This is a genomic window from Nocardia sp. Root136 (genome assembly GCF_001427185.1).
GTDB lineage: Bacteria > Actinomycetota > Actinomycetes > Mycobacteriales > Mycobacteriaceae > Nocardia > Nocardia salmonicida.
The window spans coordinates 77,529-94,057 of the sequence record NZ_LMFE01000014.1; the positions used below are offsets into that span (position 1 = coordinate 77,529).

The window sequence follows — 16,529 nt, forward strand, 5'->3', positions numbered from 1 at the left end:
CCAGGCTACGCAGCATCAGCGACCGCCGACCAGCGTTATCGCGCCGCCCAGTCGGCGATGATCTCGGCCCACTCGGCGCCGAGCGTGTCGATCACATCGTTGTGACCCGCGCCGGGGACCACGATCAGGTGTTTCGGGTCCTGTGCCGCCGCGTACAGGCGTTCGGCGTGGCGCAGTGGCAGGAGTTCGTCGCGGTCGCCGTGCATCATCAGCACCGGGACGCGCAGGTTCGCGATGCGCCGCAGGCTCGGATACGCGTTCGGGATCAGCGGGGCGGGCAGGAACGGGTAGACCGAGCGCGCGGCGGCGCGCATGCCGCTGAACGTCGACATGAGGATCATGCCCGCGGGCGGATATTCGCCCGCCAGTTCGAGCAGTACCCCGCCGCCGAGGGATTTGCCCAGGTAGTAGACCCGATCGGGATCGACTTCCGGTTGGTCGAGCAAGGCTTGGCGGGCGGCTCTGGCGTCGAGGTAGGTGCCGTGTTCGCTCGGGGTACCCGTGCTGCGGCCGAAGCCGCGGTAGTCGAACGCCAGGACGTCGAAACCGGCTTCGACCAGCAGCGCGATAATCGAGACGCGGTCGCCGATGGTGCCCGCGTTGCCGTGCGCGTAGAGGATGTGGCCGCGCGGGCGCTCGGCGCGCACGAACCAGCCGTGCACCTCGATGCCGTCGGCGGTGCGCATGGTCAGATCGCGGTAGTCCAGACCCAGTGCCGCCGGGGTCCGGGCGAGGTGTTTCTCGGGGTGGTAGACCAGCGCGTTGAGGACGCGTGTCGCGGGGTGGCGGATCACTTGCCGCGACCCGCCTGGAAACCGAAGTCCCAGTGGTAGAGGCGGGCGATCTCCACGACGCCACCACCCGGTTGACCGGCGGGCGGTCGGACGAAGGCGCCTTCGCGACGTACCACGAACTCGCCGTTGACGTTCTCCAGTACGAACAGCACCGCGTCGCGGGAGTTGTCGGTGCAGCCGTCGAGCGTCATCTCGATGGGCGCGGAATTCACCGTGTTCAAAGTGACGGTCGCGTGCACATTGCGGAAATCGCTGGCACCGTCGTAGATCGAGGCGAACACGAGGATGCGCCGGATGAACTGGGTGCAGTCGAGGTTCACCGACAGGTTCTCGCCGGTGATGCTGGCGCCGGTGCGGTCGTCCTGGTCGAGGTGGATGAACGGCGGTTCGTAGAGGGCGCCGAAGCGGCGGTCGAGGGCTCGCACGGAACCGATGGCGCCGTTGACCAGTTCGAAGAAGCAGCACAGGTCGAGGTCGATGTTCTTGCCGCGGAGTTTGCCGAAGAGACGGCCGGTGGCCGCCATCGAGGTCCAGTTGAGATTCACGCGCATGACGCCGCCGGTGGCGCCGTGTTTGGTCAGGGAGACGCTGGGAGCTTCCTTGGTGAGGGAAACTTTCGCCAGGTTCACCGGCGGTGTCGCGGGCTGGGCGAAGGGAGGGTTGTGCTGGGCCGCCGGATTGAACGGCTGCGGCGGTTGGGGTGTGGGCTGCTGCGGACGATTCGGCGGGGGCGCGGGGATGAACGGCTGGGTCGGCGGGGTCGGGATCGATTGCTGCTGAGGCGGCGGGGCGAACGGCAGGCCAGGGGGCGGCGGCGGGGCCGGCTGCTGCGGGGCCGCGTCGTCGACGGAGATGCCGAAATCGGTAGCGAGCCCGGCCAATCCGCTGTCATACCCCTGACCGACGGCGCGGAATTTCCACGCACCCTGGCGTCGGTACAGCTCACCGAGCACAAAGGCGGTTTCGGTGGTCGCCCCGCTGCTGTCGAAGCGCGCGACCTCGGCACCGTTCGCGGCATCGATCACCCGGATGTAGAGCCCACGGAACTGCCCGAACGTTCCCCCGTCGGCAGAGGCGGCGAGCACGATCGTCTCGACCTGCGGCTCGACCTGCCCGAGATTCACCGACAGGGCGTCGACAACGGTCTGCCCCTGCTGTTTTCCTTCGTACCGAACGGCCCCCGAAGGATGCACGGCCTGGTTGTAGAACACGAAGTCGTCATCGGAGCGCACCTTCGCCCCGGCGAGCAACAACGCGGAGGCATCGGCATCGGGCACGCCCTGCCCGGACTGCCAACCCAATTCGACGCGGACCGCGGAGGCAGGCACCGCAACGTTGGCGCCTTTCATCATCGACACACCGCCCAACCTATCCCGCGCCGGACCCGTCGCCCCTACTCCCCCGCATTCCGGCGCGAGGGACTATCACACCACGACGAAGGCCGCCCGGTGGAACCGGACGGCCTTCGGGTGTCGAGTGCGGATCAGCCGCGCAGTTCGGCGCCGACCGCGGTGGTGGCCGAGGCGACGGCGGCGTCGCGGGCGGCGCTCGCCTCGTCTTCGGTGAGGGTGCGGTCGGGGGCACGGAAGCGCAGGGCGTAGGTGAGGGATTTGCGGCCCTCACCTGCCTGGGCGCCTTCGTAGACGTCGAACAGGGCGATGCTTTCGAGCAGGTCGCCACCGCCGGTGCGGAGCGCGGTTTCCACCTGCGCGGCGGGGACGGTCTTCTCGACGCTGATCGACACGTCCTGCAGGACGGCGGGGAAGGCCGAGATCGCCGGGGCGGGCAGGGACTCGTTCAGCGGCAGGGCGTCGAGATCGACTTCCAGCGCGCAGGTGCGCGGCGGCAGACCGGCACGCTCCAGGACGGCCGGATGCAGTTCGCCCGCGTGACCGACGACGACACCGTCGACGAGCAGTTCGGCGCAGCGGCCGGGATGCCACGGCAGGTAGTTGGCGGATCGGCGTTCGATGACGATTCCGGCCGCGTCGGCGATGTCGTCGACCAGCGCGAAGGCGTCGGCGGCCTCGGCCGCACGGCCCGGCCCCCACGGCCCACGAGGGTCGTGCTTGCCGCTGAGCACTGCGGCCACGTGCACCGGCTGGGCCGGCAGCGAGGCTTTGAGCTCGGCGATCTGCTCGTCGGTGGGACGACGATCCACCGGCAGCGCCTCGACCGAGTGGGTCTGCGCGCCGGGCCGTACCACCTGGGCGATGCCGTAGATGGTCAGGTCGCGTGCGCCTCGGGAGATATTGCGGATGGCCACTTCCAGCAGTCCCGGCAGCAACGTGGTCGCCAGTTCGGGGCGGTCGCTGTCGAGGGGGTTCAGCACGCGAGTGGTGTTGCGACGCGGGTCGTCGGCGTCCAGACCCCACACCTCGAACACCCCACCGGGCAGGAAGGCGGGCGGCGGCACCTCGACGGCGCCGGCGAACGCCAGTGCCCGGCTCACCGCGCGGCGACGCTGCTGGTGCGCGGTCAGACCGCGGCCGCCGGGTGCGGTCGGCAGGATGGACGGGATCTGCTCGAGCCCCTCCAGCCGCAGGACCTCTTCGACCAGGTCGGCGGGCTGGGTGAGGTCGGGGCGCCAGCTCGGCGGGGTCACCAGCAGCTGGGTCTTGCCCGCGTCGTTGACCTCGATCTCGACGCCGGCGCCGATCTGGGCCAGCCTGCGCACGGAGGTGCCCGCCGGGTAGGTGACGCCGGCGACGCGGTCGGGCAGGTCGATGTCCATCGCGATCGGCGCGACCGGCTCCAGGGGCACCCGGATGTCGGTGAGCGCGGATTCGATGGTGCCGCCGGTGATGTCAGCGAGCAGGGTCGCGGCGCGGTCGAGCGCGGCGATATTGATCTCGGGATCGACGACCCGTTCGTACCGCTTGCCCGCCTCCGAGGAGAGCTTGTGGCGGCGCGAGGTCCGGTACACCCGCAGCGGGTTCCAGACGGCGGCTTCCAGGACCACATCGGTGGTCTCCGGCCCGACCTCGGTGCTCGCACCGCCCATGACACCGGCGAGGGAGATGACGCCGGAATCATCGGCGATCACCACGTCCTCGGCGTCGAGGGTGCGCTCGGTGTCGTCGAGAGTGCGCAGGGTCTCGCCCTTGTGCGCCGAGCGAACGACCAAGCCGCCGTGCAGCTTCGCCGCATCGAAGGCGTGCAGCGGCTGACCGAGCTCGAGCATCACATAGTTGGTGACGTCGACGGCCGGGGAGATCGGACGCATGCCCGACAGCATCAGCCTGCGCTGCAACCACAGCGGGCTCACCGCGTTCGGGTCGATCCCGGTGACGCGGCGCGCGCCGAAGCGGGTGCAGTCCGAATCGTCGTCCAGGCGCACCGCCCAGGCGAGCGCTTCGGCCTCGGGCAGCGTGCGCACGGCCGGGTCGGCGTATTCGAGGTCGAAGCCGCAGGCCAGTTCGCGGGCCAGCCCGCGCACCGAGAAGCAGTAGCCGCGATCGGGAGTGATGTTGAGTTCGATGATGGTGTCATCGGTGCCGAGCAGCACGTTCGCGTCGTCACCCGGCTGCGCGGAACCCGGCTCGAGCACCAGGATGCCGTCGTGATCCTTGCCGATGCCGAGTTCGGCGACCGAGCAGATCATGCCGTTGGAGGTGTGCCCGTAGGTCTTGCGCGAGGAGATCTTGAACCCGCCGGGCAGCTCACCGCCGGGCAGCACGACCACGACGAGGTCGCCGACCGCGAAATTGCGTGCGCCACAGACGATTTCCTGCAACTCGGGGTTGCCGACATCGACCTTGCAGAAGCGGATCGGCTTCTTGAACTCGGTGAGCTCGGTGATCTCGGCGACGCGACCGACGACCAGCGGCTTGTCGATGTCACCGCCGATCGGCTCGAGCTTGTCGACCTCTTCGACTTCCAAACCCACCCGGACGAAGCCCGCGTCGAGCTCTTCCGCCGACACCGACCACTCGGGGGTGGTGCGCTGCAGGATCTCGGTCAGCCAGGACTGTGCTACTCGCACTTGACGTTTCGCTCTCTCTCTAAGACCGGATACCGAAGGGCAGGGTGAACCGCACGTCACCCTCGACGATGTCGCGCATGTCGGCGATCGTGGTCTGGAACTGCAGGGTGCGTTCCATGCCCATGCCGAACGCGAACCCGGAATACACCTCGGGGTCGATGCCGCTGGCGATCAGGACCTTCGGGTTGACCATGCCGCAGCCGCCCCACTCGATCCAGCCCGCGCCGCCCTTCTTGTTCGGGAACCACACGTCGACCTCGGCCGACGGCTCGGTGAAGGGGAAGTAGTTCGGGCGCATGCGAGTACGGGTCTCGGGGCCGAACATGGCCTGCGCGAACGCGTCCAGGACACCGCGCAGGTGCGCCATGGTCAGGCCCTTGTCGATCGCCAGACCCTCCACCTGGGAGAACACCGGGGTGTGGGTGGCGTCGAGCTCGTCGGTGCGGAAGGTGCGACCGGGGCACGCGACATAGATCGGCAACTCACGCTCGAGCATGGACCGCACCTGCACCGGGGAGGTGTGCGTGCGCAGCACCTGGCGCGAACCCTCCGGGGCGATGTGGAAGGTGTCCTGCATGGTGCGCGCCGGGTGATCGGGCAGGAAGTTCAGCGCGTCGAAGTTGAAGTGCTCGGTCTCCACCTCGGGACCCTCGGCGACCTCCCAGCCCATCCCGACGAAGAAGTCGGCGATCTGCTCGGAGATGACGGTGATCGGGTGCCGGGCGCCGACGGGCTGACGCCGGGCGGGCAGCGTGACGTCGATCTTCTCGGAGATGAGCACCGCCTGATCGCGCTCTGCCAAGAGCGCTGCACGGCGCGCCTCGAACGCGTCCGACACCCGCTTACGCGCGAGGTTAACCCGCTTACCGGCCTCGGCCTTCTCCTCCTTGGACACACTGCCCAGCCCACGCTGCGCGAGCGCGATCGGCGACTTGCCGCCGATGAAGTCGGTCTTGGCGACCGCCAGCGCGTCCAGATCAGCCGCCGCGGCAAACGCCTTCTCGGCCTCCGCCGCCGCTGCCGCGAGTGCCTCCTCGGTCAAAGAGGCGTTTTGCTCGACTCCACTGTTGTCGTCGGCCACGATCTTCTCGACTCTCCCCTGGGGATCGGTTCGCGGGCGCGTCATTGCCATCCCGCATCGGTGCTGCGTAAATCCTATGGGATGGGGTTCCCGCGATTCATCCGGATTACTCGCGAGCCGATCGTCGCTGGTCCACGGGTCCGAGTGCGGACCGACCAGTCCAGGTCAGGACGATGATCGACTGACTCGCGCTCGGGGCTCCTGACCGCCACGCCGCCGAACTGACGCGCCCATCCGTGGACGCGCACTCTGCCCGCCGGCGAATGGGCGACTCGGTCGATAGCCGTCGAGCCCACGGACCCCGATGGTTTCCGCACCGGCTCCCAGCAGGTCGACGACGAGCAGTTCTCGGCCGAGTCGGCGGAGTAGCCGAAACCCCGCTCCGACATCGTGTTGCTCACCCGCCCTAAGGGCGGGAGTTCCGTGCGGCCTGTGGCAACCGGCGCGAAATCGACTGTTTCTCAGAGCAATCGGAAAGCGATCGGAATCAGAGGGAACCGAATGGGTTCGGGGCGCGTCCAAATGATCAAACACACCAGCGTGTTCGACTCGAGAACAGGACGACTCGATGGCTGAACAGACCTGCGATCCAACGCCGCCGCAGGGGCGGCGTACCGCTCCTGGGAGCGGTCTTGCGTTGTGTGGCTTCGGGATACGGCCCGCGGGGCGACATTCGTCTCCGCGCGTGGAGAGTTTGTGTGCGCGTCGTCCCGAACGGCGCGAGGCCGCCCCGGAGCAGGGGCAGCACCCGGATGGTGTCGGGTGACGGGGATCGGCGACCGTCGGGGCGGATCGCCTGCCGGTTCGGCCTATGTTCGGTTCCAAGGTGCCCGGCCCAATCGGCACGGTCGCTATCCAGGCGTGTTCGGGCTGGTCAACGGGTTGTGGATGGAGGGACAGTTGAGCGCCGAGGAGGTCCGGTTCCGGCGCTCGGGCAATGATTGGTTCAGTGAGAATCTGACGAATCCGAGCGAGGTGGATCCGCGCGTGTACGACCGCGACCTGCATCCGGGGGCGGCCTCGTGGTTCAAGTCGAGCGCGGTGTCGATGATCGAGCGCGTCGGTGGCTATCTCGCGATTCTCGACGCCCACGGGATCGAGTGGGAGCGGCGGGAGTCCGATTCGCCGGGAACCATCATCTATGACGATGCCCAGCAGGTGGTCGTTCAGCCGAACCGCAGTCGGCCGGGGCAGCCGACTGCGGTCGGTGGCTATTCCGCGGGCTTGCTGTGACGCGGAAGGAAAACCGCTACCACCGCGGCGAAGGCGACTAGAGCGGCGCCGACCCACACGGCGGGAACCAGCCCGTCGACGTAGGACTGGGGGTCGGTGTAGGAGCCGTAGGAGGCGAACACCGAGGCCAGGACGGCGATGCCCATGGCCACGCCCACTTCGCGGACGGTGCTGCTGATGCCCGATGCCATGCCCTGGTCAGCGGGGGAAGCGCTGGCCATGACGATGGTGGACGAGGGGGCGAAGGTGAGACCCATGCCGATGCCGCCGAGGACGAACGGGGCGACGAACGCGAGGTAGGGGACGTCGGCGGTGGTGATCATCGCCATCCAGGCAAGCGACACTGCCAAACAGAGCTGGCCGATCGCGATGAGCGTGCGGGCGCCGACACGGTCGACGATCAGGCCGGCCAGTGGCGCGACGACCATCGGAACCATCGTCCACGGCATCGTGCGGATGCCCGATTCCAGCGGCGAGTAGCCCTGCACCACCTGGAAGAACTGAGCGAGCAGGAAGATCGAGCCGAAGACGCCGGACGAGAAGCCGAAGGACACGATGAAGCTCAGGCTCAGGCCGCGGGATCTGAACATGCGCAGCGGGAGCATCGGGTCGGTGACGTAGGTTTCCCAGGCGACGAACGCCACGAGCAGCGCGACGCCGCCGATCAGGGCGGTGAGCACCTGCGGTGCGGTCCAGCCGTCGTCGGCACCGTGGATGACACCCCACACGAGCGCGAGCACGCCACCGGCCGAGAGCAGCACGCCCAGGTAGTCGAGTTTCCGTGCGGCGCCTCGTGATTCAGCGAGCATACGCGCGGCGAACGGCAGCGCCAGCAGACCGATCGGAACATTGAGCCAGAAGATCCACTGCCAGTTCAGACCGTCGACCACCGCACCACCGACAACCGGCCCGACCGCGACACCCAGACCGGCGATGCCGCCCCAGATGCCGATCGCGGCGCTGCGCATCGTCGCGGGCACCGCGGCGGCGAGCAAGGTGAGCGACAACGGCATCACAGCCGCACCACCGACGCCCTGCACCGCACGGGCCGCGATCAACATCCATGGTTCGGTCGCCAGCGCGCACGCGCCGGAAGCGACGACGAAGATGCCGATACCGGCCAGGAACACCCGGCGGCGGCCGATCCGGTCACCGAGGGCCGAAGCCGACAGCAGCAGCGCGGCGAAGGACAACGTGTACGCGTTGATGAACCACTGCAGGTCCGAAAGCGAGGCTCCGAGTTCCGCTTTGATCACCGGCAGGGCGTTCGTCACGACGAGGTTGTCCAACGTGACCATGAACATCGGAATGCCGACAGCGGCGATGACCGCGCCGAGCGGTTTGTTCTTCGCCCCGGAGACCGGCGGCACTTCGGCGGCGTGCGCGTCGCCGGATTCGAGTGTTTGCGTCATGCCCAGCCCTTAGTTGTTATTGACTGATAACTACACTGTCCATGGTTATGCATCGACTGATAACATGTCAAGAGGCAGACGAACGAGGAGGCACTGGCGCCCATGACGAGAACCCGGATGACCGCGACCGAGCGCAGCGCCCAGGTGCTCGAAGCCGCGATCCACGCCTTCGCCGAAACTGGTTATGCCGCAACGAAGACCGATGAGATCGCCCGGCGGGCGGGAGTTTCGCAGCCCTATGTGATCCGCCTGTTCGGGACCAAGCAGCAGCTGTTCATCGCCTGCATGCTCGAGGTGTGCACCCGCATCGAGCAGGTGTTCCGCGACGCCGAGATCGCCCCGGACGCCGACACCGCGCAGGCATTGCACTCCCTCGGCAACGGCTTCGACATCTTCCTGAAAGAACGCGAACTCCCCCTCATCCTGCTGCACGGCGCCGCCGCCAGCGCGGATCCGGCGATCGGCGACCACATGCGAGAACGGTTCGGGCGCATCTATCGCCTGATCGGCGAACTCACCGGCGCCGATACCTCGGAATCGCGCCACTTCGTCGCCACCGGCATGCTGCTCACCATCATGACGGCGATGCAGGTCGCGGGCAGCGACGCGATCCCACTCCCCTGGGCCACCGAAATCCTCGCCGACCTGGGCGGCGCTATCGCGCCATCATCCTGACTCCTCCGCACCCCGCGATACGACGGGGCGTCGGGCCGTCTACTTCTGGCCGCTTTCCAGCTCCCGGATTCGTTTCGCGGCCTCCGCCAGCCGCTTCTTCCTTGCCTCGTTGTCGGTCTTCTTCAGATCCTCATAGACCTTTTCGTCGGAATCGCTGAACCGCAGGATCATTCGCGGAATGCTCAGCGTGATGATCAGCGACGGCCACACGATCCAGGCGTAGTCCCACCCGACGATCACCTGCAGCACGAGAAAACCGATCAGGGTGATACCGACGATGATCCAGTCGATCGAGGCGATCGTGTCACCGCGGGCACGCAGGGCGGAGAGTTCGGCTGCCGCGGTGGAGACCACGACCGGTCCATCGCCGCTTTTCGTCACGGTGTCGTCGGCAGCGGGCACTGCGAGCAACCGCCCGTCTACCCTGGTCAGCGGCACGCCGCCGGGCAACCCGCGGAACGGTTCGGTGAGTGTTGCCAAGGTGCGGGCTGCGGCGACGGTGCCCGAGCGGTCGTAGAATTCGGCGACGTCGAGCCGCCCGTCGGCGAAATGCTTGCCGAGCACGTCGAGCGCGTGCGTCCGTTCACCGTCGCTGAGACGCAGTCCGTCGGGATCGGGAGTCGCGGTCATAGCGGCACTTCCTCGGTAGCGCAGGACATCGTTAATCGAGTCTAGTGCCGCATCTACCCCTGCGCGATCGATACCGAGCGCGGCCCTTGGCCCTACTTCGCGTGCTGGACGCGTGCGCTCGCGTAGAGGCAGATAGCCGCTGCCGCAGCCAGATTCAGGCTTTCGGCGCGGCCGTGGATGGGAATGCGGATGCGGTGATCGGCGCGGGCGGCGACGGCGGGGTCGAGGCCGTGGGCCTCGTTGCCGAAGAGCCAGGCGACCGGTCCGCTGAGGATGTCGTCGGCGGCGTCGAGATCGACCTCGCCGGTGGCGGCGGTCGCGAGGATCGTCACGCCGGCGGCGGAGATCGCGTCGAGCGTCGCGGTGATATCGCGGCTGCGGGCCACGGGGACGTGGAACAGGCTGCCCGCGCTGGCGCGCACGCATTTGCCGTTGTGCGGGTCGACGGTCTCGCCCGTCAGCACCACACCGTCGGCGCCGACGGCATCGGCGACCCGGATCAGGGTGCCCGCGTTGCCGGGTTCGGCGATCTCGACAGGGACGGCCAGCATGCGCGGGCCACGGTCGAGGATCTCGCCGAGCGGCACGTCGACGAGTTCGCACACCGCGACAAGGCCGGGCGCGGTGACGGTTTCGCCGAGATGTTCGGCGGCGCGATCGCTGACCAGGGTGGTGCGGACGCCGTCGGCGGCGGCACCGGCGATCAGCGCGTTCTCCCGACCGGCGGCCGCGAGCGAATAGAAGATCTCCCGGACGCGACCGGTCTCCAGGGCGGCGGACACGGCGTTGGCGCCCTCGGCGAGGAACAGGCCGGACTTGCGGCGCTGGGCCGCGCGCTGGAGCTTGACAGCGGAAACGACCCGCGGGTTGCGCTCGGAGAGCGCGTCCACGGGTCGTTCCGACAGATCGCTATGTGTTGTCAAGCTCAGGCAGCGGTGGCCGGGGCGTTGACGTCGGCCGGCAGTGCGGCCTTGGCGACAGCCACCAGGCCGGCGAAGGCCTCGGCGTCGGAGACCGCGAGCTCGGCGAGGATCTTGCGGTCCACCTCGACACCAGCGGCCTTGAGGCCCTGGATGAAGCGGTTGTAGGTGATGTCGTTCAGACGCGCGGCGGCGTTGATACGAGCAATCCACAGCTTGCGGAAGTCACCCTTGCGCGCCTTGCGGTCACGGTAGGCGTAGGTCAGCGAGTGGAGCTGCTGTTCCTTGGCCTTGCGGTACAGGCGCGAACGCTGGCCCCGGTAGCCCTTGGAGGCCTCGAGGATGGAACGGCGCTTCTTCTGAGCGTTGACGGCCCTTTTGACGCGTGCCACTTTGGTAGTCCTTGATCATCTGGGGGCGCGGCGGCGCCCGAATTCGGTAGTTGTCGGCGTCCGGTTATCCCGGCCGCGGAATCGTCGGGTTGCGACGGTCGAGCTGACCCGAAGGTCAGGCGAGACCGAGCAGCCGCTTCACGCGGGGGACGTCGACGGAAGCGACGGACTCCGTGCCTTCCAGACGACGAGTCCGGCGAGAGGACTTGTGCTCCAGGAGGTGGCGACGGTTCGCCTGCTCGCGAAGCAGCTTGCCCCGGCCGGTCACCTTGAATCGCTTCTTGGCGCCGCTGTGGGTCTTGTTCTTCGGCATGGATTCCTCTATCTAGTCGTTGAAATCGTTTACTGCGGGTCGGCCGGCGCAGCCTGCTCGGCAGGCGCGGCCTGCTCGACCGGTGCGGCCGTCTCGACCAGCGCGGCCGGTTCGGCACTGGCGGGACCGGTCGGCAGCGGCTGACGTGTCGCCGCCGGCGCCGAGGAGTCCTGCTGGGCCTTCACCCGCGTCTTCGCGCCCTTGTGAGGAGCGAGGACCATGGTCATGTTGCGGCCGTCCTGCTTGGCCGAGGTCTCGACGAACCCGAGATCGGCCACGTCGGAGCCCAGACGCTGGAGCAACCGGAAGCCGAGTTCGGGACGCGACTGCTCACGACCGCGGAACATGATCGTGACCTTGACCTTGGACCCGGCTTCGAGGAAGCGAACGACGTTGCGCTTCTTGGTCTCGTAGTCGTGGTCGTCGATCTTCGGACGGAGCTTCTGCTCCTTGATCACGGTCTGGACCTGGTTCTTACGGGACTCGCGCGCCTTCTGCGCGGTCTCGTACTTGAACTTGCCGTAGTCCATGATCTTGCAGACCGGCGGACGGGCATCGGGTGCTACCTCGACGAGGTCGAGGTCGGCTTCGAGCGCGACGCGTAGTGCATCTTCAACACGCACGATCCCAACCTGTTCGCCGCCGGGTCCGATGAGACGAACCTCGGGAACACGGATGCGATCGTTGATGCGGGTCTCAGTGCTGATGGGGCCTCCTAGGTCAAGCGGTGTCGTCTTAACGACCGCACGCAATAACTGCAACCCCTGTTTCAACACGAAAGCCCCGGTGCGGTATTTCTCCGCCACGGGGCCCGATGTCGACCGATCGCCCACAGCCGAAACCCTCACAGGCTCGGTTGTCGACCCCCGCGTGCCAGGCACACGGGAAACCCACCACAATGAGCGGGTGACCGGGACCGTTTATCCGAACGATTGCTCGCCGGTAACGGTGGGAGTCGGGCTCCACTTATCTGCCCCACGGATGCATGACACATCCAGGGGCGGTCGTCAGCGAAGAGCTTAGCATGGCGTTGGGCTATGACCGAATCGCACCTGGCGCGAGCATCCGGAATCCGGCTCGCTATAGCCTGATCAGCATGACTGACGAGCTCGATCCTCCTGTGCGCGACCTGGCCGACATCCCCGCCGTCGAGGTGATCAGCCGGGCCGCCGTGATGCTGATGAGCTCGGCCGCGGAGAAGCTGGGCCTGGCCGAGGAGACCCCGGATTCGGGTGCGGGCGTCGACCTCGACGAGGCGCGCCGGGTGATCACCGCGCTGGCCGGGCTGGTCACCGCGTCGGTGGAGTATCTCGGCCCGCACGCGGGTCCGATCCGCGAGGGCCTGCAGGCGCTGCAGCGCGCGTTCCGCGAGGCGTCGTCGGTGCCGGACGCGCCGGGGATGGGGCCGGGCGAGAAGTACACCGGCCCGGTGCACTGAAAGTTCTGTCAACGAAAAGATCCGCCGACGCAGAGCGTCGGCGGATCTTTTCTGTGCTGCGAACGAACGTCGCGACTCAGACCACGGGGGTCGGAGTGGGGCCACCGGGGGTGACCGACACCGCCGATCCGGAGGAGATCATATTGGCGAGTGCGGCGAGCAGGGCTGCGCTTCCGGTATCCATTACAGGCGTTCCTTTCGATCCAGGTCAGACGGTCGGCTTGGTGGGCTCGTAAGCCAACGATGACCCGCCGGCGAGGAAACCGAGAATCTGGGCGATGAGCGCCGTGGTGGCTTCATCCATGAGGACGTTCCTTTCGAACTACACGACGATCGAGCCGTCGACAAACCGCTACGACCCGGCATTCCGGGGACGGTGAGGCGAATGTTACCTACGACTGTTTCACTTCGTGGTGCTTTCGGAAAGTCCCTTCCGGGATGTCTCGAAAGGAAGGTAGCCCGGTTCAGCGCAGCGCGGCCGCCTTTCGGGCCAACCGCTTGGCCGCGGCCGTCTCCGCCGGTGCCTTCTTGGCCGCGGGGCCGGCTTTCTCGGCAGCCTTCTTCGGCGCGGTCTTCTTCGCGGCGGGCTTCTTCGGTGCGGGCGCGGCCAGTACCTCCTTGAGGAACTGGCCGGTGTAGCTGTCCGACGCCGCGGCGATGTCTTCGGGAGTGCCGGTGGCGACCACGGTGCCGCCGCCGGAACCACCCTCGGGGCCCATGTCGACGACCCAGTCGGCGGTCTTGATGACATCGAGGTTGTGCTCGATGACGATCACCGTGTTGCCCTTGTCGACCAGCCCGTTGATCACCTTGAGCAGCTTGCGGATGTCCTCGAAGTGCAGCCCCGTGGTCGGCTCGTCGAGGATGTAGACAGTGCGCCCCATGGACCGCTTCTGCAGTTCGGCGGCCAGTTTCACGCGCTGGGCCTCACCGCCGGACAGGGTCGGCGCGCTCTGGCCGAGGCGCACATAACCCAGGCCGACCTCGACGAGGGTCTTGAGGTAGCGGTGGATCGAGGTGATTGCCTCGAAGAAGTCGGCGGCCTCGTCGATCGGCATGTCGAGGACCTCGGCGATGGTCTTGCCCTTGTAGTGCACCTCGAGGGTTTCCCGGTTGTAGCGGGCGCCGTGGCAGACCTCACAGGGGACGTAGACGTCCGGGAGGAAGTTCATCTCGATCTTGAGCGTGCCGTCGCCCGAGCAGGCCTCGCAGCGTCCGCCCTTGACGTTGAACGAGAACCGGCCGGGTTGATAGCCGCGCACCTTCGCCTCGGTGGTGGAGGCGAACAAGGTGCGGATCTTGTCGAAGACGCCGGTGTAGGTGGCCGGATTCGAGCGGGGGGTACGACCGATCGGCGACTGGTCGACCTGCACCAGCTTGTCGAGGTTGTCGAGACCGTTGATCCTGGTGTGCCTGCCCGGCACCTGGCGGGCGCCGTTGAGTTTGTTGGCCAGCACGGTGGCCAAGATGTCGTTGACCAGGGTCGACTTGCCCGAGCCCGAGACACCGGTGACCGCGGTGAGCACACCCAGCGGGAACGCTACGTCGACATTCTGCAGATTGTGCTCGGTGGCGCCGACGACGGTGAGCCTGCGCTTCTTGTCGATCGCGCGGCGCACCAGCGGCAGCTCGATCTGCTCGCGGCCCGAAAGGTAAGCGCCGGTGAGGGATTCGGGCACGTCGAGCAATTCGGCGTACGTGCCGCTGTGCACCACCCGGCCACCGTGTTCGCCGGCGAGCGGGCCGATGTCGACCACCCAGTCCGACGCGCGGATGGTGTCCTCGTCGTGCTCGACGACGATCAGGGTGTTGCCCAGCTTCTTCAAGCGCAGCAGCGTCTCTATGAGCCTGCGGTTGTCGCGCTGATGCAGGCCGATCGAGGGCTCGTCGAGAACATAGAGGACACCGACCAGGCCCGAACCGATCTGGGTGGCCAGCCGGATGCGCTGGGCCTCACCACCGGACAGGGTCGCGGCGGCGCGCGAGAGCGTCAGATATTCCAGGCCGACATCGAGCAGGAAGCCGAGCCTGGCCTGGATCTCCTTGAGCACCTGACCGGCGATCGCGGTCTCGCGCTCCCCCAGCGTGAGCGAGTTCAGGAAGTGCGCGCAGTCGCCGATGGACAGCTCGCTGACCTCGGCGATCGACTTGTCGGTGCCGTCGGCGGCCAGCGTGACGGCCAGGATCTCCGGGCGCAGTCGTGAACCGTTGCAGACCGGGCACGCCACATCGCGCATGTAGCCGTCGTAGTGCTCTTTCATCTGCTCGGACTCGGTGTTCTCCATGCGCCGCTGCAGGAACGGCATCACGCCTTCGAAATCGGCGTAGTAGGAGCGCTTGCGGCCGTAGCGGTTGGTGTAGGCCACGTGTACCTGGTCGGAACTGCCTTCCAGCACGGCCTTGCGTGCCTTCGCGGGCAGATCGCGCCACGGGGTGTCCATGGAGAAGCCGACCGCTTCGGCCAGGCCGGAGAGCAATCGGTTGAAGTACTCGGCGGTCTGCCCGCGCGACCACGGGGCGATCGCGCCGTCGGCCAGGCTCAGGTCCGGATCGGGCACCACGAGTTCCGGGTCGACTTCCTTGCGGATGCCGAGGCCCGTGCAGTCGGGGCAGGCGCCGTAGGGCGAGTTGAAGGAGAACGAGCGCGGCTCGAGGTCTTCGATGTCGAGGGGGTGGCCGTTGGGGCAGGCGAGGCGCTCGGAGAAGCGGCGCTCGCGGTCGTGCGCGTGCTCGTCGCGGTCGACGAAATCGAGCACGACGATGCCGTCGGCCAGCCGCAGCGCGGTCTCGATCGAGTCGGTGAGGCGCTGCTTGGAGGCGGCCTTCACCGAGAGGCGGTCGATGACCACCTCGACGTCGTGCTTCTCCTGCTTCTTCAGCTTCGGCGGATCGGTGAGCGGATACACCACACCGTCGACCCGCACGCGCGAGTAACCCTGGGTCTTGAGCTGGTCGAACAGGTCGACGAACTCACCCTTGCGGGTGCGCACCACCGGCGCGAGCACCTGGAACTTGAGGCCGTCGTCCATGGCGAGCACCTGGTCGACGATCTGCTGCGGGCTCTGCTTGGCGATCAGCTCGTGACACACCGGGCAGTGCGGCGTGCCCGCGCGGGCGTAGAGCAAGCGCAGGTAGTCGTAGACCTCGGTGATGGTGCCGACCGTTGACCGCGGGTTGCGGTTGGTCGACTTCTGGTCGATCGACACCGCGGGCGAGAGGCCCTCGATGAAGTCGACATCCGGCTTGTCCATCTGACCGAGGAACTGTCGCGCGTAGGCCGACAGCGATTCGACGTAGCGGCGCTGCCCCTCGGCGAAGATCGTGTCGAACGCCAGGCTCGACTTCCCGGAACCGGACAGACCTGTGAACACGATCAGGCTGTCGCGCGGCAAATCCAGGTCTACACCTTTCAGGTTGTGTTCCCGAGCTCCGCGCACAGTGAGGCGTTCCGCCACCTGGTGAATCCCTTCTCCATCGTCATCCGCCGATCGGACATAATCCCCCGCCGACAATGCTAGGCGGGGGGTCCGACAGGTTTGGCTGGAGCGCTGGTGCGCTCGCGTTCGCGGCCCCGTCGGTCCCGCCGATCAGGCACCGTCGCTTGCTCCCTCGTCGCCTCGCAACGACACCTGATCGACAGGACGGCCGTTGCGCGG

14 protein-coding genes are annotated in these 16,529 nt (G+C 67.4%); 3 read left to right on the forward strand and 11 right to left on the reverse strand.

The annotated features are described in order from the left end of the window. Positions 1-35 precede the first annotated feature (35 nt). The 4 genes from ASD42_RS32640 to pheS all read right to left on the reverse strand — a co-directional run bounded on the left by ASD42_RS32640 (position 36) and on the right by pheS (position 5,860). Positions 36-794 carry an alpha/beta hydrolase gene (locus tag ASD42_RS32640; RefSeq protein WP_235569916.1) on the reverse strand — a complete coding sequence of 253 codons (759 nt, stop codon included), beginning with the start codon at positions 792-794 and terminating at the stop codon, positions 36-38. Next, positions 791-2,146 (reverse strand): TerD family protein, encoded by a 1,356-nt coding sequence (locus tag ASD42_RS32645; RefSeq protein WP_063893797.1) that lies wholly within the window; start codon positions 2,144-2,146, stop codon positions 791-793. The genes ASD42_RS32640 and ASD42_RS32645 overlap by 4 nt, the downstream gene beginning before the upstream one ends. A 131-nt stretch (positions 2,147-2,277) precedes the next feature. Further along, complete coding sequence (pheT, locus tag ASD42_RS32650) at positions 2,278-4,779, reverse strand: phenylalanine--tRNA ligase subunit beta (protein WP_056824440.1); 2,502 nt, start codon at positions 4,777-4,779, stop codon at positions 2,278-2,280. A gap of 19 nt (positions 4,780-4,798) precedes the next feature. Next, a complete protein-coding gene (gene pheS / locus ASD42_RS32655) occupies positions 4,799-5,860 on the reverse strand; it encodes a phenylalanine--tRNA ligase subunit alpha (protein ID WP_056824833.1) in 1,062 nt (353 codons plus the stop codon). Positions 5,861-6,760: 900 nt separating this feature from the next. Between pheS and ASD42_RS32660 the strand changes: the two genes are divergently transcribed. Next, entirely contained in the window at positions 6,761-7,093 is a 333-nt protein-coding gene (locus tag ASD42_RS32660) for a hypothetical protein (protein ID WP_200950553.1), read from the forward strand. Here the strand turns inward: ASD42_RS32660 and ASD42_RS32665 are convergent. Beyond that, positions 7,072-8,505, reverse strand: coding sequence for a DHA2 family efflux MFS transporter permease subunit (locus ASD42_RS32665; RefSeq protein WP_056824443.1), 1,434 nt, complete (start codon positions 8,503-8,505; stop codon positions 7,072-7,074). The two genes, ASD42_RS32660 and ASD42_RS32665, sit on opposite strands and share 22 nt — an antisense overlap. A gap of 102 nt (positions 8,506-8,607) precedes the next feature. Between ASD42_RS32665 and ASD42_RS32670 the strand changes: the two genes are divergently transcribed. Next, positions 8,608-9,180 carry a TetR/AcrR family transcriptional regulator gene (locus tag ASD42_RS32670; protein ID WP_056824445.1) on the forward strand — a complete coding sequence of 191 codons (573 nt, stop codon included), beginning with the start codon at positions 8,608-8,610 and terminating at the stop codon, positions 9,178-9,180. 39 nt (positions 9,181-9,219) lie between these two features. On the opposite strand, the gene ASD42_RS32675 is transcribed toward ASD42_RS32670, so the two are convergent. The 5 genes from ASD42_RS32675 to infC all read right to left on the reverse strand — a co-directional run bounded on the left by ASD42_RS32675 (position 9,220) and on the right by infC (position 12,196). After that, the gene (locus ASD42_RS32675) at positions 9,220-9,810 is read right to left on the reverse strand and encodes a DUF1707 SHOCT-like domain-containing protein (RefSeq protein ID WP_056824448.1); all 591 of its coding nucleotides are present in this window, start codon (positions 9,808-9,810) and stop codon (positions 9,220-9,222) included. Positions 9,811-9,902: 92 nt separating this feature from the next. Further along, positions 9,903-10,700 (reverse strand): TrmH family RNA methyltransferase, encoded by a 798-nt coding sequence (locus tag ASD42_RS32680; protein ID WP_056824452.1) that lies wholly within the window; start codon positions 10,698-10,700, stop codon positions 9,903-9,905. Positions 10,701-10,735: 35 nt separating this feature from the next. Then, complete coding sequence (rplT, locus tag ASD42_RS32685; RefSeq protein WP_019046423.1) at positions 10,736-11,122, reverse strand: 50S ribosomal protein L20; 387 nt, start codon at positions 11,120-11,122, stop codon at positions 10,736-10,738. A gap of 115 nt (positions 11,123-11,237) precedes the next feature. Beyond that, positions 11,238-11,435 carry a 50S ribosomal protein L35 gene (gene rpmI, locus ASD42_RS32690; protein ID WP_056824456.1) on the reverse strand — a complete coding sequence of 66 codons (198 nt, stop codon included), beginning with the start codon at positions 11,433-11,435 and terminating at the stop codon, positions 11,238-11,240. Between the two features lie 29 nt (positions 11,436-11,464). Further along, positions 11,465-12,196: a translation initiation factor IF-3 gene (infC, locus tag ASD42_RS32695; protein ID WP_056824840.1), complete on the reverse strand. Its 732-nt coding sequence runs from the start codon at positions 12,194-12,196 to the stop codon at positions 11,465-11,467. Positions 12,197-12,531: 335 nt separating this feature from the next. On the opposite strand from infC, the gene ASD42_RS32700 reads away from it, so the two are divergent. Continuing rightward, on the forward strand, positions 12,532-12,873 hold the full coding sequence (locus tag ASD42_RS32700; RefSeq protein ID WP_056824843.1) for a DUF1844 domain-containing protein: 342 nt from the start codon (positions 12,532-12,534) through the stop codon (positions 12,871-12,873). Positions 12,874-13,337: 464 nt separating this feature from the next. On the opposite strand, the gene uvrA is transcribed toward ASD42_RS32700, so the two are convergent. Next, entirely contained in the window at positions 13,338-16,328 is a 2,991-nt protein-coding gene (uvrA, locus tag ASD42_RS32705) for an excinuclease ABC subunit UvrA (RefSeq protein ID WP_056824459.1), read from the reverse strand. Positions 16,329-16,529: the final 201 nt, after the last annotated feature.

Bases quoted from the DNA above. Each gene is read 5' to 3' on its own strand.
- ASD42_RS32670 (WP_056824445.1), top strand. From the start codon at position 8,608: ATGACGAGAACCCGGATGACCGCGACCGAGCGCAGCGCCCAGGTGCTC.
- ASD42_RS32700 (WP_056824843.1), top strand. From the start codon at position 12,532: ATGACTGACGAGCTCGATCCTCCTGTGCGCGACCTGGCCGACATCCCC.
- ASD42_RS32665 (WP_056824443.1), bottom strand. From the start codon at position 8,505: ATGACGCAAACACTCGAATCCGGCGACGCGCACGCCGCCGAAGTGCCG.
- rpmI (WP_056824456.1), bottom strand. From the start codon at position 11,435: ATGCCGAAGAACAAGACCCACAGCGGCGCCAAGAAGCGATTCAAGGTG.
- ASD42_RS32675 (WP_056824448.1), bottom strand. From the start codon at position 9,810: ATGACCGCGACTCCCGATCCCGACGGACTGCGTCTCAGCGACGGTGAA.
- ASD42_RS32645 (WP_063893797.1), bottom strand. From the start codon at position 2,146: ATGATGAAAGGCGCCAACGTTGCGGTGCCTGCCTCCGCGGTCCGCGTC.